Here is a 19,948-nt window from a genome sequence, read left to right on the forward strand (position 1 = left end):
CTGGTGCCGGTGTGGTCGTGAGTGGTGGGGTGGGGGTGCGCCGCCGCGCACCCCCACCACGGCCCGAGGGCCGGCCTCGGCCGGACCTCAGTCGAAGCGGAGCGACCCCGTACGCGTCCTCTTCAGCTCGAAGAAGTCGGGGTAACCCGCCAGCGTCCGCGCCGCGTCGAAGAGTCTCGCCGCCTCCTCACCGCGGGGGATCGAGTTCAGAACGGGGCCGAAGAAGGCCACCCCGTCGATGTGGATCGTGGGCGTGCCCACGTCCTCGCCGACCGGGTCCATCCCCTCGTGGTGGCTCTTGCGCAGCTGCTCGTCGTACGCGTCGCTGTCCGCGGCGTCGAGCAGCGACTTCGGCAGCCCGAGCGCGGCGACGGCCTCGGCGGCGACGGCCCAGTAGTCCTTGTTGCCGCCGTTGTGGATGCGGGTGCCGAGCTCGGTGTAGAGGTCGGCCAGGACCTCCTCGCCGAGTTCCTGAGCGGCCGCCGTGCAGATCCGGTTCAGCGCGAGGGAGTTGTCGACGAGCGTGCGGTACCAGTCCGGCAGCTCGCGGCCCTCGTTGAGCACGTACAGACTCATCAGCCGGAACCGCAGGTCGAGTTCGCGCAGCTGGGCGACCTCCATGATCCAACGGGAGGTGATCCAGGCGAAGGGGCAGGCCGGGTCGAAGTAGAAGTCGACCTTCGGGGTACGGGCCTCGGTCACGCGGACACCTCGGCGGTGGCGGCGAGCGTCTTGCCGTCGGCGGCGGCGAGGTAGGCGGTCAGGTCCGCGTACTTCTCGCGCAGCTGCCGCTTGAGGACCTTGCCGGTGACGCCGACCGGGAAGTCGGCCTCGCTCTGCGCGATCTCCAGCAGGCCGAGCAGCGGGTGGCCCGCGGCCTGCAGCGCCTCGTTGGCCTGGACGAGCAGCTTCTCCGGGTCGGTGCCGGCGGCGGTGACCACGGCGACCGGGACGACCCTGTCGTCCTTGCGGCCCGCGATCACGGTGACGTCGCCGGTGTCGGGCACGTCGTTGAGGACGACCTCCTCCATGAACACCGAATAGCCGGTGCCGTTCTCGGTCTCGATGGCGTCGGCGGCGCGGTCGACGAGGAAGAAGTCGCCATGCTCGTCACGGTAGGCCATGTCGCCGGGCAGCCAGTAACCGGCCAGCTTGAAGCGGTAGGTGGTGTCGGAGTCGGCCCAGTAGCCGGGGGTGATGGCGGGTCCCTTGGCGGCGAGGTAGCCGACCTCGTTGTCGTCGGCCTTGCTGCCGTCCGTGCGCAGGATGGTGACCTCGGCGACGCCGACCGGCTTGCCGGCGCAGCGGTCGTTGCGCTCGGTGTCCAGGGTGCGGATCTTCAGCAGGACGCCCCAGCCGAGTTCGGTGGTGCCGAGCCGGTCGAAGAACGCGGCGGGCGTGAGGCCCTGGCTGCGCATCGACAGGACCTTGGTGATGTGCGCCTGGTGCACGGCGTCGCCGATGGACACCCACGCGTTGACGGAGTCGACCGAGCCCGGCTCCGGGTCGATGGCGGCGAGCTCGGCGTAGCCGTGCGCGAACGACATCACTGAGGTCGGCTGGTACCGCTTGACGGCCGCGGCGAGTTCGGTGCCGCTGCGGTCGCTGAGCGCGACGATCGGGGTGCCGCCGAGGACCGCGTACACGGTGTACGCGACGCAGCCGAGGTGCGACTGGGGCAGCGCGGTCATCATCAGGGCACCCGGCTGCTCCTCGTGGTCGACCAGGCGGAACTTCGGGCCCGAGACGATCGACTTGTGAGTGTGGATGGTGGGCTTCGGCCGGCCCGTGGTCCCGGAGGAGTGCAGGAGCGCGACCGGGTCCTCGTCGTGGTGGTTCCAGTACGCGTCCTCGGGCAGGCTCGCCGCGGGCGGCGCCGGCAGCTCGGCGGCGGACTGGATCCACCGCAGGCTCGCCAGGTCCTGTGCGGCGGAGCCGAGCAGGTCGATGCGGGCCTGGTCGGCGTAGAGGCCGACCGGCGTCGTCTGCTCGATCAGGGAGACCGCGATGGCCTGCGACGCATTGGAGTTGATGAGCAGGGCGACCGCGCCGATCTGGGCGAGGGCGTAGAAGTGCAGGGAGTACGCGATGGAGTCCTCGAACCAGACGGCGACGCGGTCACGGGGCTGCACGCCCTGCTCCCGGTACCAGGTCGACCAGCTCTGGGCGAGCACGTCGAACTCGGCGAGGCTGAAGTCCTGCTTGGACCCGCCGTCCGGGGTGGCGATGGGGCGCGTGGCGTAGATGAACGGCACGTCTGGGTGCGGGTTCACGGCGAGAGCCTTGCGCAGCAGGTTGCCGCCGCCGATCGAGCTGTCGGCGGCCACGGCCGCGCGCTGCTCCGGCGTGAGGACGGTCGGGGCGAATGTGGTCATGAGGCACCTTTTCGGTGTTCCGGGTCGGACATCGGTACGAATGCGCGCAGGCCTGGTCGGGCTTGACCGGGTCTGTCCTGGGCGTGCTGAAGTGCCGTTCGGGCTCTGGGGTGCGCGGGACGCGCGGACGCCTCAGACGTGGTGGAAGAGCCGTGCACAGGTGTCCCGGTAGTGGTCGAGGCCGGATCCGAGCGCGGCGCGCGCATCGGCCAGGAGCGCGGCGAATTCCGCGCTGCCGCCCGTGGCTTCCGCGAGCCTGCGCAGCCCCTCGTCCAGTGCCGAACGGGCCGCTTCCGCCTCTGGGTTGGCGGCCTGCACGTCCCAGTACACCTCCGGAGTGCCGGAGGTGACCCGGGCGAGCAGGGCGAGCAGCGTGTTCACGGGCGGCGGTGCGACGGCCGCCACGTCTGCGGCGGACACGTCGAGGGCGCGCAGGGCGAGCCCGAAGCCGAGGACCACGGCGTGGGGCAGCGCCTGCACGGCCGCGGCGATCCTGTCGTGCTCCTGCGCGCCGACGCGCACGACCCGCGCGCCCCACTCCTCGACGAGCCGCAGCACCTCTCCGGTGCGCGGCCCCTCGTGGACCACGACGGCCGCGACCGGACGGCCCTCGAAGCCGAGCGAGGGCGCGAACATCGGGTTGAGGCCAACGGCCTGGACGCCGGGCGCCGCGTCCCGGACGGCCCGCGTGATCGGCTGCTTGACGGACAGGGTGTCCACGAGCACGGCGTCGGGGCGCAGCTCCCTTGCCACCTCCGGCACGGCGGACAGGGCCGCCGTCTCCGGCAGGGCGAGGACGACGAGGTCGGCGTGCCCCACCTCGGCGCCGACGCGGAACCCGGGCGCTGTGATATCGCCGCGTACGTACCGCGCGCCGGGGACGCCGCAGGACGCAGCAGTGTCGATCACGGTCACCTCGGCGCTCGAGGCGAGCAGCCGCCCGGCGAAGAGGCGTCCGACCGCGCCGGCCCCGCCGACGACCACGGCCCGCTTGATCATGACGTGCTCCGCGCGAGCTCCTGCGCCGCGTCCCGGTCGACGGCCGTACGCAGCACGGCCGTCACCATGGCCCGCGACTTGACGACTGTCTCCTCGAACTCCTCGGCAGGGTCGGACAGGGTGACGATCGCGCCACCGACGCCGAAGTCGACCCGGTCGTCGGTGGCGACGAGCGTGCGGATCACGATGCTCAGGTCGGCGGCGCCGCTGAGGGCGAACCAGCCGAGCGCCCCCGAGTAAACCCCCCGCGGGCCTTCTTCGAGCCGGTCGATGATCTCCATCGTGCGCAGCTTGGGCGCTCCGGTCATCGATCCGCCGGGGAAGGCGGCACGGACACAGGAGACCGCCGACTCGCCGTCGCGCAGGGTGCCGCGAATGGTGGACACCAACTGGTGCACGGGCGCGTACGTCTCCACGTGGAACAGGCGCGGCACGTGCACCGATCCGACCTCGGATACCACGTTGAGGTCATTGCGGATCAGGTCCACGATCATCAGGTTCTCGGCGCGGTCCTTCTCCCGGCCGAGCAGGTCCAGCCGCAGCGCCTCGTCCTCCTCGGGAGTGGCGCCGCGCGGCCGGGTGCCCTTGATCGGCTTGGACTCGGCGACCCGGTCGGTGCCTATGGTCAGGAACCGCTCGGGCGAGGCGCTGAGCACCGCGACACCGGGGTAATCGAGCAGCGCACCGTACGGGACGGGGCTGATCCTGCGCAGTTCGGCGTACGTGGTCAGCGGGTCGATCGACACGTCCATCGTGACCGTGTTGGTCAGGCACACCTCGTACGTCTCGCCCTGCCGGATCTCCTCCAGGCTCTCGGCGATCCGCGCGAGGTAGTCCTCCTCGTCGTGCCGCAGGTGCGTGACGGGCACGGCCTCGGGCGCGGTCATGCCGTCGCACAGCGCGACCGGCGCGTCCTGCCCCTCCTTCGCGCCCTTCGCCGTGGGCAGCCCGCGCAGGCGCCGCTCCATCTCGTCGAGCCAGCGCTCGGCCTCCGCGGCGTCGCCGTCGGCGGACAGCGCGAGCAGATGGCTGACGCCCTCGGCGTGGTCGACGGCGAGCATCCGGTCCGCGAAGAGCAGGCCGGCGTCGGGGGTCTCGGCCTTGTGCACGGCCTGCGCACCGGCCTCGGCCTTCAGTTCGTAGCCGAGATAGCCGACGTATCCGAGGTTGAACTCGAACGGCAGGCCTTGCGGGACGGGCACCCGGCGCAGTCTGAGCTGCTCGTCGAGGTAGTCGAAGAAGCTCTGCTCGACGATCTCCTCCGTGCCGCCGGAGCGCACGGTGACGAAGCCGTCGGAGACCCGGTAACTGACGTACTCGGCGAGCGGGCCGCTGCCGTCGCCCAGGAAGGAGAAGCGGGACAGGCCATCGATGACGGCACCGCTGTCCAGCCAGAACCCGTGCTCCCTGGCGGCGAACAGCTCCCGGTAGGCGGCCTCGGTGTCGGGCTCCGTCGCCACGGTGCGCACGTGCACGGTGTAGGTGCGCGGACGGCGGCCGTCCTTCTTCCCTGCGTGGGACAGCGCCAGGTCACGGAAGTTGGCGAGGAGTTCGCGGCCGTACTCACTGCTGATGGACTCGGGGTGGAACTGGACGCCCCACACCGGCAGCGAGGTGTGCCGCACGCCCATGACCACGCCGTCCTCGGTCCAGGCGATGGCCTCCAAGTCGTCGGGGAGCCGGGTCACGGCCAGGGAGTGGTAGCGCACGACGTCGTAGGGGCTTGGCAGATCCTTGAAGATGTCGACGCCGGTGTGACGCACCGCGGAGACACGGCCGTGCATGGGCTGCGGCGCGAGGCCGACCTCGCCGCCGAACAGGTGCGTGATGCCCTGGTGGCCGAGGCACACGCCGAGCACCGGCAGACCGCTCTCCAGGATGGCGCGGGCGCTGATGCCGAAGTCCCGCTTACGGCTGGGGCGTCCAGGGCCCGGCGAGACGACGATCGCGTCGTACGCGGCGAGGTCCAGCGTGTCCCAGTCGGTGCCGTTCCTGACGACGACCGGCGGCAGACCGTTCACCTCGCCGAGAAGCTGGTAAAGGTTGTACGTGAACGAGTCGTAGTTGTCTATCAGCAGTGTTCTCATGATGAGCGCCCCGCGATCACCACGTCCTCGACGCGGCATGTCTCAGCGATGATCAAGTCATAGAGATCGCGCAGGAATTCCTGGCTGATGCTGTGCTCCGCACCGTACCGCGCGGCCCTCTCCTGCACGACACCGATGCGCTGCGGCTGCATCATCGGAACGCCGTGCTCGCGCTTGAAGTGGCCGATCTCGACGCACTTCTCGATGCGGGCACGCAGGGCCTCAAGGAATTGCCTGTCGATCGCGTCGAGTTCCGCACGCAGATCTTCGATGGTTACTTCGGAACGTAAATTCTGCTGCATGAATCTACCCCTCCCCCATTGACGCAGAGAATTCTGCAGGTCCGCGGGCTGCGGTGACCACCCGGTCGATAGCTCGGGTCCCCGCACTGCACACAGTGCGGGGATGCATAATACCCGAATCGGGACATAGGGCCCATGCTGCAGCATCCTGTCGTGCCGAGAGTCGACCCTTGCCAAGATCGGCGCTCCGAACCCATAGTTTCTTCCGCTCGAGGGGGAGGACGGGACGGAGATGGGGGAGAAATGAGTACGGTGAACAACACCGGGAAAACCGGAATCGAATCGGCCGGAACCGAGGAATCCGCCGGCGTCGGCGACCTGATCGAACTGCTCGACGCACAGGTGCGGACCCGGCCCGACGCCGTCGCGGTCGGTCACGGCAACGACACCCTGACGTTCCGGGAATTGACCGAGGCCGCTCGCTACCTGGCACTCCACCTGCGCACTCTCGGCGTCGGCAAGGACACCTGCGTCGGTCTGTTCACCAGCCCGGGGCTGCAGCAGGCGGTCGGGGTCTGGGGCATCCTGCGTTCGGGCGGCGCCTATCTGCCGCTGTCGCCGGAATATCCGGACGAACGCATTCGCACCATGATCGAGGACTCCGGAATCACGGTCGTGCACACCGAGGAGAAACTACTCGACCGAGCCCGAGAACTCGCGGGAACCGGGGTTCGCATCGTCACGGAAAGAAATGTAGAGGAGTTCAGGAAGAGCCTCGACGAAAACATGCAGAGCATTCCGCTTCCACAACCGGGTCCGGAAGACCTGGCCTATGTCATCTACACCTCGGGAAGCACCGGACGCCCCAAGGGCGTGATGATCGAGCACCGCGCCATCGCCCATCAGATGACCTGGCTGAAGAGCGCGTACGGGCTCGGCCCCGATAAAGTCGTCCTGCAGAAGACACCCCTCAGTTTCGACGCCGCTCAATGGGAGTTCCTGGCCCCCGCATGCGGCGCCAGAACGGTGATGGCGCCGGCCGGCTCCCATCGCGACCCGGGCCGTATCATCGACGAAATCGCGGTGCACTCGGTGACCACGCTGCAATGCGTTCCGACCCTTCTCGCCGCGCTGCTCGACCACCAGGACATGAGCCGCTGCACTTCTCTGCAACAGATATTCAGCGGCGGTGAGAGCCTGTCCCGGAAACTCGCACTGCACTGCACCAGGACCCTGCCGCACTGCACCTTGGTGAACCTCTACGGCCCCACCGAGTGCACCATCAACACCTCCGCGCACACCGTCGACCCCGCGGTCCTCGCCCCGGAGGACGGTCCGCGGTCGGTGCCCATCGGCCGCCCCGTACCGGGCCTGCGCTACCACGTCCTGGATGACCGGGGCCGCCCGGCCGGCCCCGGCGAGACCGGTGAACTGCACATCAGTGGAGTGCAGTTGGCCCGCGGCTATCTGCACCGCCCTGACCTGACCGCGGAGCACTTCGTCCCGTCGCCGCACCCCGCGCCGCACGACCGGCTCTACCGCACGGGCGACCTGGCCCACTGGAACGCCGACGGCACCGTGCAGTTCACGGGCCGCGCCGACAACCAGGTCAAGCTGCGCGGCCACCGCATCGAGCTGGACGAGATACGCCTGGCGATCGAGGCGCACGACTGGGTCAAGAACGCAGCCGTCCTGGTCCGCGACGACCCGCGCACTGGATTCCAGAACCTTGTCGCCTGCCTCGAACTCAGCCCGCGCGAGGCCGCGCTCATGGACCAGGGCACGTTCGGCGACCATCACATCTCGAAGGACTCCAGGCTCCAGGTCCGGGCACAGCTGTCGACGGCGGGCGTCCGCGACGACCTCGCGGAGGCGCGGGCCGTGGACCTGCCCGGCGCCGAGGCCACGCCCGAACAGCGCCGTCGCGCCTTCGCCCGCAAGACCTACCGCTTCTACGAGGGGGGAGCACCCACCGAGCAGGACATCCTCGCCGCGCTCTCCCGCGTGGTGCCCTCGGCCCCGCCGCGCCGCCCCGAGCAGCTCACGCTCACCGAACTCGGCGCCATCCTAAGGGACTTCGGCCCGCACACCAGTGCCGAACGCCTGCTGCCCAAGTACGCCTACGCGTCTCCGGGGTCGCTGTACGCCACCCAGCTCTACGCCGAGATCACGGGCTGCCTGCCCGGCCTCGCCCCCGGCCTGTACTACTACCACCCGCTGCGCCACCAGCTGGTCCTCGTCCGCCCGGCCCACGCCACCGACGCGGCGCCCGGCATCACCTTCCACTTCGTGGGCCGCAGATCCGCCATCGAACCGGTCTACAAGACCAACATCCAGGAAGTCCTGGAGATCGAGACCGGTCACATGCTCGGCCTGTTCGACGAGATCCTGCCCGTGTACGGCCTCGGTCTGCGGACGCTGCCCCACGACCCGCGGGTCTGCGACCGGTGCGGCTGCGCCGACGACGACCCTTGCCTCGGCTCGTACGCCCTGACCTCGGCGGACCCCGGCACCCGCCCCGAGTGGCGCGACCGCGTGGACGTCCACGTCCAGATCCACCCCGGCAGCGGTACGGGCCTGCGCTCCGGCCAGTACCGCCACCGCGCCGGCCGCCTGGAGCGGATCGCGGACGAGCTGGTGCTCAGGCGGCACGTCATCGCCATCAACCAGCAGGTCTACCAACGGGCGTCCCTCGGCATCACCCTCACCGTCCACACCCCCGGGGACGAACCGGAGTACGTGAACCTCGGCCGGGCCCTGCAGTACCTCCAGCACAACACGGCCGGCCTCGGCTTCATGCCAGCCGGCTACAGCTCGCGCTCGGGCCGCGACCTGCCCGCCGCCCGCCGCATGACCACGCTGCTCGAAGGCCTCGGCCTGCCCACCGGGCCCCTGTACTTCTGCGTCGGCGGCCGCATAAGCGACGACCAGATCGCGCACGAGGGCATGTACGAGGACACCGTCCACATGAAGGGCCCGGCCGAGCTGGTCAAGGACGACCTGGCCGCCCGGCTGCCCGAGTTCATGGTCCCGAACCAGATCCTGATCCTGGAGCGGCTGCCACACACCGCCAACGGCAAGCTGGACGTCCAGGACCTCACCGAGCTCGCGGACACCGCGGTGGCCCGCGGCGTCCGGCCCGTCGTACCGCCCCGCAACCGCACCGAGGCCCGCCTGTGCGAGCTGTGGAAGGCGGCCCTGCACCGCGACGTGATCTCCGTCAGGGACGACTTCTTCGCCTGCGGCGGCAACTCCCTGATCGCGGTGTCCCTGGTGCACCGGGTCAACCGCGAGTTCGGCTGTTCCCTACCCCTGCAGGTGCTGTTCACCGCGCCCACGGTGGAGCAGCTCGCCGAACGCATCGCCGCCGACACGGCCCCGCCGCCCCGGCTGGTACCCCTGTCCCGGGACCACCGTGCGGCACACCCGCGGCCGGACGGCACCAGCGACCGGCCCGTCTTGTGCTGGCCGGGCCTCGGCGGCTACGCCATGAACCTGCGGCTGCTCGCCTCCCGCCTGGCCGAGGGCCCGGACTCCCACACCCTGTACGGGATCCAGGCGTACGGCCTCAACGAGGGCGAAATCCCCCATGACAGCCTGGAGGAGATGGCCGCGGCCGACGTACGTGCCCTGCGCCGGGTGCAGCCCGAGGGCCCGTACACGCTGTGGGGCTACTCCTTCGGCGCGCGGGTCGCCTTCACCGCCGCGCGCCGTCTGGAGCACTCGGGCGAGGAGGTCGACCGCCTGGTCCTCCTCGCGCCCGGTTCACCACGGCTGCCGGGCCCACCGTCCTGGACGGCGGCAGGAGCCGACTTCGGCGACCGGACGTTCCGTACGATCCTGTACTCCGTCTTCGCCGGCCGCACCGACGGCCCCCTGCTCGACGCCTGTCTGCGCGAGGGCACCGACGAGGAGAGCTTCGCGCGGTTCGTGCTGCGCCACTTCCCCGACCTCGGCCCCACCACGGTCCGCCGGGTCATCCGCGTCGCCTGCCGTACGTACGGCTGGGAACCGGCACCCGGCCCCGTCACGGCCCCGGTCACCGTCCTCGTGGCCCACGGCGACGAGGAGTCCTTCATCGAACGCGACCCGGCCTTCGCGGCCGGCGCGTCCACCGTCGTCCGCCTGGACACGACCCACTACGGGCTCCTGCGGGACCCGGGTGTGGACGAACTCGCCCATGTCATCCGCCATTCGATCATCTGACGCCCGAGAAGGAGCAGGACCATGCCCCACGTGACAGTCAAGCACTTCCCCGCCCCGCTCGACGACGAGCGCCGCGTCCGCCTCGCCGCCCGCATCAGCGAGGCCGTTCAGGAGGCCTTCGGCGTCGACGGCGGCGCCGTGTCGATCGCGCTGCAGCCCGTCGAGCCCGAAGTGTGGTACACCGAGGTCTACCAGCCGGAGATCGCGGACCGCCGCGACCAGCTGCTGAAGGTGCCCTCGTACTGAGCCGCGGTCACCGTCGGTTGATCACGTCCGCGTTCGGCCCGCACCCGTTCCGTTGAAATGAGCCGGACGGGTACGTCCCGGCCGCGTCCCACGGCATTGCCTGGAAGGGGGCCCGTGTCCAAGGGCCCCCTTCTCAAACGCATCCCGGAGGAGAGCCGACAGGGCCCTGTAGACGTTCAACTGGTGTCCACGGCCCACCCCCTCCTCCTCCAAGTGATCGAGAAAATCCTCCACCACGGTCGGTGTCACCGCATTCAGCTTCCGCGATCCGATCACCGGGTTGATCTATGCCTTGAAGTGACTCGCCAGGGCCTTTGCGGCCGAGCACTCGGTTATCTGGCGCTGCCGAGGCAACCACGTCTGGGCGTACTCCTCCATCGTCTGCTGCCCCAGTTCCCGTCGCGCCTCCGCCACCGAGGGAGACATCTTCTTCCGGTCGGCGTACAGCTCCGTCAGCCTTTCGACCGCCGCGTCCTGGGGTCGATACCCGGTTTCCTCGTCCCGCTGACGCGCCCGCGGTCAGCAAGGCGGGGCCTTCCGCTCGCCGCTTGCTGGCTACTTGCTGACCAGGGCTCAGCAATCACGCCTGTGACCTGCACTGATGCCCACCTTTCAGATCTTCGGCAACAACATCGAGGACCGCATGGGCCGTCTGCGGTACCTGCTGTTCTACCTGGTCTGCGGCTACGCGGCCGCCTACGGATTCGCCCTCACGAACCCCAACGCCACCACTCCCCTGATCGGCGCCTCGGGAGCCATCGCGGGGGTGCTCGGCGCCTACCTGGTCCTCTACCCCAAGGCCCGCGTCTGGGTCCTCGTCCCCTTCCTGATCTTCCTGCCCCTGCGCCTGCCGGCCTGGATCGTCCTGGGCCTGTGGTTCCTGCTGCAGGCGGCCTGCTCCGCCGGTGCGGGCATCACCGGCGCCGGGACGGTGGCCTACGCGGCCCACGTGGTCGGCTTCGTCGTCGGCATGCTGATCGCCTGGCCCCTCAAACCGGGCACTCCCCCACCCCCCGAACCGGCCGGCATCCTCTTCGGACGGCAGACCCGAGGGGACTGGTAGGGCCGCACGCCGGGGGCCGGGCAGCACCAGGAAACCCGGAGTCACTTTGCATAAGAGACATTTGCATTCTCAGGTCAGCCGCCAGTCATTGAGCGATTCAACCACTCGCATGTTTTACTGGATCTTTGAGCTTCTGGCAGGACTCACCCCGGATCCACCGCATGACTTTCGGTCGCGCAGTGTCGTTCATTTTCAGGCAGTTCTCTCGATTTCGGGCAGGGCTGCATGCCGGATGACCGTTCCGGTGACGGGTTCTCCAGGGCCCACGGGCGGTGAGCGGGCAGGTCGAGGCAGTGGGTTCAAGTGCGCAGACACTGTCCGGTGGCGGTCCACAGGTCGGTGAAGTCGTCTTCCCATACGAGGCGCCTTTCCGGCTGCAGCGGATGGAAGCGTGAGAACTCCCATCATCGCAGGCCAGCAGGCACCTCTCCTCGTTCCGCCTTCCGCACCCCAGCCGTCGTGCGGTGGGTCCAGGCCGAGGCACACCGCGGATGCGGCAGATGACGGCGTTGCGATAGACCGACTCGAACACGCCATCGATAGAAGCCATTTTCGCCAACCTTATCGCCGAGGGGTGTGCTGGTGCTCAGACGGTGATTGAGTCAGCCGCGATCATCGAGCCAATAACTGATGAGCTCTGCAGCCGAGTGGTCGAATAGCAAATGAGGGAAGGGCATGAATGAATGCGCCCATATCGGACAGCGGGAAACGCTGCCCAGATAACCCCATATTTCCGCGCCTTCCATCCATTGTTCCTCACGAGAATGTCTGTCGAGTTGCCTGCTGAAAGATTCTGGCGCTTCACTACGGCACTGCCCAGCGCGATATCGGGCTTGAAAACGCTTGTTGCGCTGCCGTTCGTCGTTCTTTGCGCGCGCTGTCGGCTGCACGCTCTTCTTCTCTTCAGGCATGAGGCCAAGGAGGGGGCGTGAGTGATGACGCGGATGAGGCAGCACCCTGACTCAGGTGTCATGAACGGTCCCCTCGACCAGTTGCGAGCCCGGCGTAGACGACGCCTTTTGCGGCATGAGACCGAGCGCCTGGTGGCCTCCATGCCGATCCCACGGCCCTTCGATTTCGATCGGTTCGTTGAGAATATCGAGCAGGCCCGCCGTCGACGTATCGTCCTGAAGCCGATGCCGGCCCACCTCGCCAACCTCACTGGCTTCTGCGGCCTCTGGATCAAACACGACCTCCGGCCGCTCGACCTGATCCTTCATCTCGAGGGCGTTTCGCCATCGCACGAGCGGCAGATCAAAATGCACGAGCTCGTCCACCTCTGGGCCGAGGATGCTACTGGCGTCATCGGTACCGATGAGGTCCTACGCGACCTCACACCGGCGCGAGTCGAGCAATTGGTAGCTGCTGGCCAAGCCGCCGGACGGCACCGCTACGACACCGCCATCGAGCAGCGCACCGAGGACGCGGCCACCCTCATCAACCAGCTGGCCACCGACTCCGACCTCATCGAAGACTCCGTAGCCCGGCGCCTCGCCGAAGACTTCGCCAACCCGTTCAATAACAATACCGGCCTGTAGGGAAGCCATGACTGTGACCGATGCGTTCGCTTACGCGATCGCAGGCCTTCTGATCATCCAGGCCGTTCTGAGGGCCAAGTCCGCCTGGAACGGGCGCCGTCGCGAGCGCTCGCTGTGGGGCGCTTTCGCCGCGCTTGTGGTGAGCTGGTTGTGCCGGACATCGACGGTCAACGATCTTCTGGACGCAACAGGCGTCCCCGATCTCGGCTTCCTGGTCAAGCACTCCACGGCGATCGTCGGAATCTGCGTGTTGCTCCGCTATGTCACCGCGGTCTACGCGGACGCCGAGGTGCGACGCAGCGCGCGCATATCCGCCGTCGTCCACCGGATCGCTGCGCGCGCCTCGGTCGGCACGATCGCCGTCATGGCGGCCGCCTTCTTCTTGCTGCTGGACCCGCCGGACACCAGCACCCTGTTCTTCCTGGAGCGCCACGAAGGAGATCTGGGTCTGCCGATCTACATGGGCCTGTTCTACCTCTACATGGGCGCGGCCGCCGCGGTCTGCGCCGTCCAATGGGGCGGCGCAGCCCGAGCGACCCCGGTTCGGTCGGTCCGTATCGGGATGCTCCTCATGTCTTGCGCGATGGCCCTGGCCGTGCTTTACGTGCTGCTGCGCATCGCTTTCGTGGTGACGATCACTGTGACGACGGTGTCCGACAACACCAGCCAGACCCAGGAGGCACTCACCGACTCCCTGCTCTACCTGTTCTCGCTGCTCTGGGGGATCGGCGCCATAGCGCCCGTCAGCCGAGCGGGCTCCAAGCGGTACCGGGCGGTCCGCAGCCTCCTCTCGCTGCACTGGCTCTGGAGGGAGTTGGCAATGGCCGCGCCTGACGTCGTTCGCTACAGGCCCAGCCGGCTCTTCGCGCGCCTGCCGTTCGTCGGCCAGGCTCTCGATACTTTCCGCGACGTGTTCGCGAGCCCTGACGCTTCCTTGCTCGTGCGCCTCAATCGCTACACGGTCGACATCCGCGACGTGATCTTCGAACTGCGGCGACGAGCTCCAGCAGACCTTGTCGAGCGGGCCCGCGACTATGCGCGGAGTGTGCCGGATGACCTCCACGGCACCGAGATCCGGGCCGAGGCACTGTGGATCCGCTCTGCTCTGCTGTGCGAAGAGCCTACGGTTCCCGGCAAGCCGACCACTCTGGCACCGTACCCTTTCGACCCGGGTGCCGACCCACGGCACGAAGTGCCGCACTTGCGGGCTGTGGCCGCCGCGTACAGCCGCATTCGCAATTTCGAAGCCCTCGCCCTACTGGCGAGGACCACTGCCGACTACGCCTGATCCCCAAAGGCAAGGAGCAACTGATGAACGCCAGCCCCGCTCGACCGACCATGTCGGCTGCGGCCGTCCTGGCCAATGACGATGGTGAGTACCTCATCGTCAAGCCCGGATACAAGGATGGCTGGAATCTGCCAGGCGGCGGAGTCGACGAGGGCGAGACACCCAGACAGGCATGCCGGCGTGAGCTCAAGGAGGAACTCGGCATCGACCGGACGCCTGGACGCCTCTTGCTGTCCGCCTACGTGCACACCGCGGACGGTGCGCACATCTACTGGGTGTTCGACGGCGGAACGCTCACCGCTGAGCAGCAGCAGGCGATCGTGCTGCAGGAAAGCGAGCTCACAGCCTTCCGCTTCAGCACACCTAGTGAGATCTCCCCGAACGAGATCCCGTCGTCGCGCAGACCCTTGTGGGACGCGGCGCTCGGCGCGCTCATGGGTAGCAGTACCGTCCACCTGGAGGTCGTGGGCTAGGAGATACCGACGGTGGGGGCGACTGCTACGTCGGCACGTCGTCCGCATCGGAGCCGAGGATCTCCGCCATGGTGTCGCTGATGAAGTCCCGGAGTTGATCCCGCACTTCCTGCGAAACCTTCTGCTCTCCGCCACGCGCGGCCATGACCGTGAACTGACTGCGCACGGCGCACGCCGAGACGACCAAGCGGCCGATCTCCGGATCGCTGCTACGGAAGAACACCGGAGGGACATCGAAAGCCAAAGCCAGGGCTTCGAGAACGTCATCCGGGGCGGTGAGCCGTCTACCCGCGCGCAGGTCCCTCACCAGTTCCTCCGTCAAGAGAGACTGGCCACTCTTGCGGTTGCCGGACGAGGCGAGATCCGCATCCGAGGGCACAACCCCGTCGAAGACCTCCGTCTGCAAGTAATTGATCTTCTCGGCAATAGTGTCGCCGACCCGTGGCGACGATGTCGTCTTCTCTGGCTTCACGACCGGCACGTCGTGACCGAACGATCGCCTCTGTGCGGCCAGCAGTTCTGCGCGGGTGACGTTGTAAGCGGCCGCCAGAGCCGTCACCGCCTCATCGGACAGTGCTCGCCTTCCCCGCTCGGCTGCGCGGATCGGCATCGGCGACGCCGTATTGGTGTAGCGCGTGGTGTCCGACTGCCTCATGCCGACGTCGCAGCGCAGATCGGCGAGGTTGGGTGGCCCCAGCCGCGGGAAGAGCTCGTCGAGTTCGGCCCCGACCATCGCGGCGATCGCCGGCAGGCGTTCCTGCGGCGGCGTGGCCAACTGGTTCTCCCAGCGGTAGACGGCGTTCGTCTTGACGTTCAAGCCTGCGGCCAGGTCAGCCTGCGACAGGCGCTTGACCACGCGGCGATCGCGCAGCTTGCTGCCGTCGAAGACTCGGTCGGGCATACAGGTACTCCATAGGGTTCGCGTAAGCACTCTGGCCACTTGATCGGATCACTGGAAGGCGATAGCTTCACCTTTTAGTGATTGCCGGGGCGGCTGCCTGCGGATCAACTGCCCAATTTACTCACTGTAGAGCGACCCGCTTCCCTCAGGGAAGCGGCTCGACCCCGGCCACAAAGGTCCGAGGTCGTGTGACGGCCAGGGCCGGACATACGCAGTCCCGAAGGGTGCGTCGACGGCGTTGGCGTTGCCACCCATGCACATCCATGCACGAGAGATATCACCAGCACGGGTCGTCTCCACTACGGCCAGGACCGCATCAGGGCTCCACACATGTCAGTACAGCTCAACCAACAGGGGTGTCGCATTTGGAGATCGAAAGGTTGGACACGAAACCGGGCTTGGTCGCAGCGAGAGCCTCAGGCTTCTCTCGAAGGCCGTGCGGTGCCCCGTTACGCCCGGGCCGCCGGTCAGGCCCGCAGGTAGGCGAGGACGGCCAGCACCCTGCGGTGGGTCTCGTCCGCCGGAGGCAGGTCCAGCTTCGTGAGGATGCTGCTGATGTGCTTGCCGATCGCGGCCTCGGAGACCACCAGCTCCTTTGCGATCGCGCCGTTGGACTTGCCCTCCGCGATCAGCGCCAGCACCTCGCGCTCGCGCGGCGTGAGCCGCCCCAGCGGATCGCGGCGGCGGCGCAGCAACTGGCGCACCACCTCTGCGTCGACCACCGTCCCGCCGTCCGCGACCTCGTGCAGTGCATCGACGAACTCCTCGACCTGGCCAACGCGGTCCTTCAACAGGTAGCCGACCCCCGTGCCGTCACCGGAGTCCAAGAGCTCGGAGGCGTAAGTCCGCTGCACGTACTGGCTGAGGACCAGGACCGGCAGAGTGGGCCGCTGCTCTCGCAGCCGCACCGCCGCGTGCAGCCCTTCGTCCTGGAAACCGGGCGGCATGCGCACGTCCGTCACCACAATGTCGGGGGCGTGCTCCTCGACCGCAGCGACCAGCGCCTCCGCGTCCCCCACGGCCGCCACCACCTCGTTTCCACAGCGGCTGAGCAGGCCGATGAGTCCTTCCCGCAGCAGCACGCTGTCCTCGGCCAGCACTATGCGGAGCGATCGGCCGCTTTTGTCAACTCGCAAGGAAACTCCACAAGTAACAGGGTCGGTCCGCCCGGCGGACTGGACAGGGCAAGTCTGCCATCGAGAACCGACACCCGGTCCGCGAGACCGGTGAGTCCGCTGCCTGCCGAGGGGTCCACGCCTCCCCGGCCGTCGTCGCGCACCTGGAGGAACAGGCGGCCGTCGCGGTGACGGCCGCTCACCTGCGCACGGTCGGCCCCGCTGTGCTTGGCAACGTTGGCGAGCGCCTCACAGACCACGAAGTACGCCGCGGACTCAACCGCCTGGGGCGGCCGACCCGGCAGTTCGAGGTCGACGTCGACGGGGACCACGGAGCGGTCCGCGGCGTCAGCGACGGCGGCCTCCAGACCGTAGTCCGCGAGGATCTTGGGGTGGATGCCCTGGATGAGCTCGCGCAGCTCCGCGAGCGCCTTGCCCGCTTCCTCGTGGGCCTTGGCGAGTTGGTCGGCGAGCTGGCCGGGCGGTGCGTCCAGCCGGGCCAGACCGAGGGCCATCGTCAGGGCCACCAGCCGCTGCTGGGCGCCATCGTGCAGATCGCGCTCGATGCGGCGCCGCTCCGCCTCGAAGGCGTCCACCAAGCGGAAGCGGGAGCGGGCCAGTTCGACCACCTTGGCGTCGAGCTCGCCCTCGCGGGAGGCGATCAGCAGCCGGGTCAGCTCGGCGCGGGCGCCCGCCGCGATACCGAGCACGTAGCAGCACAGGCCCATGAGGAGCAGGCCGAGCACGGCGACGCCGAACGCGGTCGGCCATGTGGTGATCGTCCATTGCTTGAGCACCTTCGTCTCGTGGCCGCCGCCGACCGTGGCCATCATCAGCGGAGCGACGACCATGGACAGCGGGAAGAGCAGGGCGACCGTGACCGCCAGGGCGTCGACCGGCCACAGCAGCCCGGCGAACAGCAGCGTGTGTCCGAGCTCCCGCCAGGTCGCCTGCTCACGCAGCCGGGTGGTCAGCCAGGTCCACAACCCCGGTGCGGTCGGCTCCTGGTGCTGGCTGAATGCCGGATCGCGGTCGATCAGGCGCAGCCTGCGCCGCTCCACCCAGGCCACCGGGATCCCGCTGAGGGCGACCACGACGAGCAGGGGCAGCCCCACCAGGACGAGGGCGAGCGCCCCGCAGACAGCCGCCACCGTCACGATCGCCACCAGGACGGCGGCGCCGGCCACCGCGCCGGTGAGCAGATACGCGACGGAGCGCCAGGGCCAGGCCGACAGCAGGAAGCCCGGTTGGGCCATGGCCTGCCACACATTCCGAGGGTGCATGGGGTCACCGTAGGCGGGCGAACCCGCCCGGTGCCATCGGTCCAGGGCGCGGATCGGGGGTAGGGCCAGCCCCACCCCCCGTACCGGACCCAGAGGCACGGGGCGAGGAGTGCAGGGGCTTGCCACCGCAGGCTGCCGCCAACAGGAAGGCGTAGTTCCGCCGACTTGTGACGCAAACAAGTTTCGCAAGACCGACATTCTGACGTTCTGATCCGGCTGTGGCCGCCTTCGTTCGGCCGCCGTCAGGCAAGTGGGGGAGTTTACGTGGAATTCCAGCTTCTCGGTCCGGTCGAGGCGAGAGACGAGGTGCGTCGCATCGCGCTGTCGGGCACCAAGATGCACACGGTTCTGGCCGTGCTGCTGCTCGCCCGTGGTCGCGTGGTGAGTGACGGGAAGCTGAGCGAACTGCTGTGGGGGTGGGATCCGCCTGCCACGTGGAACGCTCAGATCTACACCTACATATCGAGGCTTCGAAAACTCATCGGACCCGAGGTCGACCTGGTCCGCCGCCAGCCCGGCTACCAGTTGGTCGCTGATGGGGCGCGTGTCGACGTCGTCGAGTTCGAGCGGCTGGAGCGGCTCGGGCGGCGGGCGATGGAGGAACGGCGGTTCACGCAGGCCGCCGAAACGCTTCGACAGGCACTCGATCTGTGGCAGGGACCGGCGTTGGCCAATGTCACGCCGCACCTCGCGGAGGCGGAGCTGCCGCAGCTGGAGGAGGCCCGGATGAGCGCCCTGGAGCACCGGATCGAGGCGGACCTCGCGCTCGGCAGGCATGGGCGGCTCACCTCCGAACTCACCTGGCTCGTTGGCGAGTTCCCGGTACGCGAGCGACTGCGTGCGCAGCTGATGGCCGCGCTGTACCGGTGCGGGCGGCAGGCCGAGGCGCTGCGCGCTTATCACGAGGGGCGCGAGGTGCTCGCGGAGGAACTGGGCGTGGACCCCGGGCCTGATCTCACCGCTGCCTACCAGTCCTTGCTGAGCGGAGAATTGGACACCCTCCCGCAGCCCGCGCCGAGCTTGACGTCCGGTATGCCGACGGTGACCGCGCCGCCTGTCATGATTCCGGCGACACCAACCGACTTCACAGGCCGGGAGCGGGAGCTCGACGTGCTGTGCAGGCGATTGACGCCGACGGCGGCGAACGGGCGTGCCGTGTTCCAGCCGCGCCGACTGCTGATCACCGGAATGCCGGGGGTCGGCAAGACCGCGCTCGCCGTACGGGTCGCTCACGCCGTGGCCGACCAGTTCCCGGACGGCTTGCTGTACGCCCGGCTGCGCGCCGACGACGGCACCGCCGCGGACTGCGACAAGACCCTGGTCACGCTGCTGCGGGCGCTCGGCGAGAGCTCCGAGAACGTGCCGGCCCCGAACGGCGAGCCCACCCGGACGGAGGAGTTGGTCCACAGGTACCGGACCCGGACGGCGGGCCGTAAGCTGCTGATCCTGTTGGACGACGCCGCGAACGAGCTGCAGCTGGACCCGTTACTGCCGGCCACGACCGACTCCGCCGTCCTGATGACGAGCCGCAACCGGCTCTCCGCGGTGCCCGGTTCGTGGACCCTGGCACTGGACCCCATGGAGACCGGTGAGTCGCTGGACCTGCTCTCCGTGATCGCCGGGGGCGACCGGATCGCCGCGGAGCCCGAGGCGGCCCACGCCGTCGTCGAGGCCTGCGGACGGCTGCCGCTCGCGCTGCGGGCTGCCGCCGTCCGGCTCGCCGCCCGGCCGCACTGGCCGATGGCGCGGCTCGTGCGCCGCCTGACGGATCCGATCTCCCGCATCGAGGAGTTGCGGGTGGGCACGCTCGACGTGAGGCGGACGCTGTCCACGGCGTTGCTGCAACGTCCGCTGTTGGAAGGAGAGTTGATTCGTCGAATCGCCGTGCGTGCGGAAGGCGAGTTCACCGCGATGGCGGCTGCGGTGCTGCTCGGGCTGCCCGAGAACGTGGCCGAGGAGTTCCTGGAACGGCTGGTCGAGGCGTCGCTTCTGGAGGTACGCGGCATCGACGCCACGGGCACGCCCTGTTACTGCTTCCACCCCTTGCTCCGTCTCACCGCGGCGAGCCTGGAGGACTTCCCTACGGAGGGCGAGCTGTTGCGGGCGGGTTGAGCGGCGTCGCCTCCCACGAG

At 68.7% G+C, this 19,948-nt stretch carries 15 protein-coding genes and 1 pseudogene; 7 read left to right on the forward strand and 9 right to left on the reverse strand.

Annotated features, from left to right (window positions below; all coding sequences use genetic code 11):
* Positions 1-87: 87 nt before the first annotated feature.
* The 5 genes from DIZ27_RS19900 to DIZ27_RS19920 all read right to left on the reverse strand — a co-directional run bounded on the left by DIZ27_RS19900 (position 88) and on the right by DIZ27_RS19920 (position 5,763).
* On the reverse strand, positions 88-702 hold the full coding sequence (locus DIZ27_RS19900; RefSeq protein WP_109379777.1) for a DsbA family protein: 615 nt from the start codon (positions 700-702) through the stop codon (positions 88-90).
* Positions 699-2,375: a class I adenylate-forming enzyme family protein gene (locus DIZ27_RS19905; protein ID WP_109379778.1), complete on the reverse strand. Its 1,677-nt coding sequence runs from the start codon at positions 2,373-2,375 to the stop codon at positions 699-701. The genes DIZ27_RS19900 and DIZ27_RS19905 overlap by 4 nt, the downstream gene beginning before the upstream one ends.
* A 132-nt stretch (positions 2,376-2,507) precedes the next feature.
* Positions 2,508-3,374 carry a prephenate dehydrogenase/arogenate dehydrogenase family protein gene (locus tag DIZ27_RS19910; RefSeq protein ID WP_109379779.1) on the reverse strand — a complete coding sequence of 289 codons (867 nt, stop codon included), beginning with the start codon at positions 3,372-3,374 and terminating at the stop codon, positions 2,508-2,510.
* The gene (gene pabB / locus DIZ27_RS19915) at positions 3,371-5,461 is read right to left on the reverse strand and encodes an aminodeoxychorismate synthase component I (protein WP_109379780.1); all 2,091 of its coding nucleotides are present in this window, start codon (positions 5,459-5,461) and stop codon (positions 3,371-3,373) included. Before pabB ends, DIZ27_RS19910 begins: the two co-directional genes overlap by 4 nt.
* Positions 5,458-5,763, reverse strand: coding sequence for a chorismate mutase family protein (locus DIZ27_RS19920; protein ID WP_109379781.1), 306 nt, complete (start codon positions 5,761-5,763; stop codon positions 5,458-5,460). The genes pabB and DIZ27_RS19920 overlap by 4 nt, the downstream gene beginning before the upstream one ends.
* A 243-nt stretch (positions 5,764-6,006) precedes the next feature.
* On the opposite strand from DIZ27_RS19920, the gene DIZ27_RS19925 reads away from it, so the two are divergent.
* The 3 genes and pseudogenes from DIZ27_RS19925 to DIZ27_RS19935 all read left to right on the forward strand — a co-directional run.
* Positions 6,007-9,909, forward strand: coding sequence for an amino acid adenylation domain-containing protein (locus DIZ27_RS19925; protein ID WP_109379782.1), 3,903 nt, complete (start codon positions 6,007-6,009; stop codon positions 9,907-9,909).
* Between the two features lie 21 nt (positions 9,910-9,930).
* A complete protein-coding gene (locus DIZ27_RS19930) occupies positions 9,931-10,155 on the forward strand; it encodes a tautomerase family protein (RefSeq protein ID WP_109379783.1) in 225 nt (74 codons plus the stop codon).
* 616 nt (positions 10,156-10,771) lie between these two features.
* A pseudogene (locus DIZ27_RS19935) lies at positions 10,772-11,218 on the forward strand (rhomboid family intramembrane serine protease); the annotation flags it as partial.
* A 602-nt stretch (positions 11,219-11,820) separates the two neighbouring features.
* On the opposite strand, the gene DIZ27_RS45175 reads toward DIZ27_RS19935, so the two are convergent.
* Positions 11,821-12,129, reverse strand: coding sequence for a hypothetical protein (locus tag DIZ27_RS45175; protein WP_146228965.1), 309 nt, complete (start codon positions 12,127-12,129; stop codon positions 11,821-11,823).
* A gap of 60 nt (positions 12,130-12,189) precedes the next feature.
* Here DIZ27_RS45175 and DIZ27_RS19940 point away from each other — a divergent pair, with 60 nt between their 5' ends.
* From DIZ27_RS19940 to DIZ27_RS19950, 3 genes are read left to right on the forward strand one after another with little or no spacing between them, the layout of a single operon-like run.
* Positions 12,190-12,756, forward strand: coding sequence for a hypothetical protein (locus DIZ27_RS19940; protein ID WP_258308466.1), 567 nt, complete (start codon positions 12,190-12,192; stop codon positions 12,754-12,756).
* 7 nt (positions 12,757-12,763) lie between these two features.
* Complete coding sequence (locus tag DIZ27_RS19945; protein WP_109379784.1) at positions 12,764-14,044, forward strand: MAB_1171c family putative transporter; 1,281 nt, start codon at positions 12,764-12,766, stop codon at positions 14,042-14,044.
* A gap of 23 nt (positions 14,045-14,067) precedes the next feature.
* On the forward strand, positions 14,068-14,517 hold the full coding sequence (locus tag DIZ27_RS19950) for an NUDIX hydrolase (RefSeq protein ID WP_109379785.1): 450 nt from the start codon (positions 14,068-14,070) through the stop codon (positions 14,515-14,517).
* Between the two features lie 25 nt (positions 14,518-14,542).
* Here DIZ27_RS19950 and DIZ27_RS19955 read toward each other — a convergent pair whose 3' ends face one another.
* From DIZ27_RS19955 to DIZ27_RS19965, 3 genes are all read right to left on the reverse strand, one after another.
* Positions 14,543-15,418, reverse strand: a complete 876-nt coding sequence (locus tag DIZ27_RS19955; RefSeq protein ID WP_109379786.1) for a helix-turn-helix transcriptional regulator — start codon at positions 15,416-15,418, stop codon at positions 14,543-14,545.
* Between the two features lie 467 nt (positions 15,419-15,885).
* Positions 15,886-16,554, reverse strand: coding sequence for a response regulator transcription factor (locus DIZ27_RS19960; RefSeq protein WP_258308467.1), 669 nt, complete (start codon positions 16,552-16,554; stop codon positions 15,886-15,888).
* Positions 16,518-17,816 (reverse strand): sensor histidine kinase, encoded by a 1,299-nt coding sequence (locus DIZ27_RS19965; RefSeq protein WP_181383606.1) that lies wholly within the window; start codon positions 17,814-17,816, stop codon positions 16,518-16,520. Before DIZ27_RS19965 ends, DIZ27_RS19960 begins: the two co-directional genes overlap by 37 nt.
* Before the next feature lie 264 nt (positions 17,817-18,080).
* Here DIZ27_RS19965 and DIZ27_RS19970 point away from each other — a divergent pair, with 264 nt between their 5' ends.
* A complete protein-coding gene (locus DIZ27_RS19970) occupies positions 18,081-19,928 on the forward strand; it encodes an AfsR/SARP family transcriptional regulator (protein WP_109379789.1) in 1,848 nt (615 codons plus the stop codon).
* Positions 19,929-19,948 lie beyond the last annotated feature (20 nt).

It is taken from the genome of Streptomyces sp. NWU339 (assembly GCF_003143855.1).
Taxonomy (GTDB): Bacteria; Actinomycetota; Actinomycetes; order Streptomycetales; family Streptomycetaceae; genus Streptomyces.

Bases quoted from the DNA above. Each gene is read 5' to 3' on its own strand.
- DIZ27_RS19955 (WP_109379786.1), bottom strand. From the start codon at position 15,418: ATGCCCGACCGAGTCTTCGACGGCAGCAAGCTGCGCGATCGCCGCGTG.
- DIZ27_RS19950 (WP_109379785.1), top strand. From the start codon at position 14,068: ATGAACGCCAGCCCCGCTCGACCGACCATGTCGGCTGCGGCCGTCCTG.
- DIZ27_RS19920 (WP_109379781.1), bottom strand. From the start codon at position 5,763: ATGCAGCAGAATTTACGTTCCGAAGTAACCATCGAAGATCTGCGTGCG.
- DIZ27_RS19940 (WP_258308466.1), top strand. From the start codon at position 12,190: ATGAACGGTCCCCTCGACCAGTTGCGAGCCCGGCGTAGACGACGCCTT.
- pabB (WP_109379780.1), bottom strand. From the start codon at position 5,461: ATGAGAACACTGCTGATAGACAACTACGACTCGTTCACGTACAACCTT.
- DIZ27_RS45175 (WP_146228965.1), bottom strand. From the start codon at position 12,129: ATGCCTGAAGAGAAGAAGAGCGTGCAGCCGACAGCGCGCGCAAAGAAC.
- DIZ27_RS19945 (WP_109379784.1), top strand. From the start codon at position 12,764: ATGACTGTGACCGATGCGTTCGCTTACGCGATCGCAGGCCTTCTGATC.
- DIZ27_RS19930 (WP_109379783.1), top strand. From the start codon at position 9,931: ATGCCCCACGTGACAGTCAAGCACTTCCCCGCCCCGCTCGACGACGAG.
- DIZ27_RS19905 (WP_109379778.1), bottom strand. From the start codon at position 2,375: ATGACCACATTCGCCCCGACCGTCCTCACGCCGGAGCAGCGCGCGGCC.
- DIZ27_RS19910 (WP_109379779.1), bottom strand. From the start codon at position 3,374: ATGATCAAGCGGGCCGTGGTCGTCGGCGGGGCCGGCGCGGTCGGACGC.
- DIZ27_RS19965 (WP_181383606.1), bottom strand. From the start codon at position 17,816: ATGCACCCTCGGAATGTGTGGCAGGCCATGGCCCAACCGGGCTTCCTG.
- DIZ27_RS19925 (WP_109379782.1), top strand. From the start codon at position 6,007: ATGAGTACGGTGAACAACACCGGGAAAACCGGAATCGAATCGGCCGGA.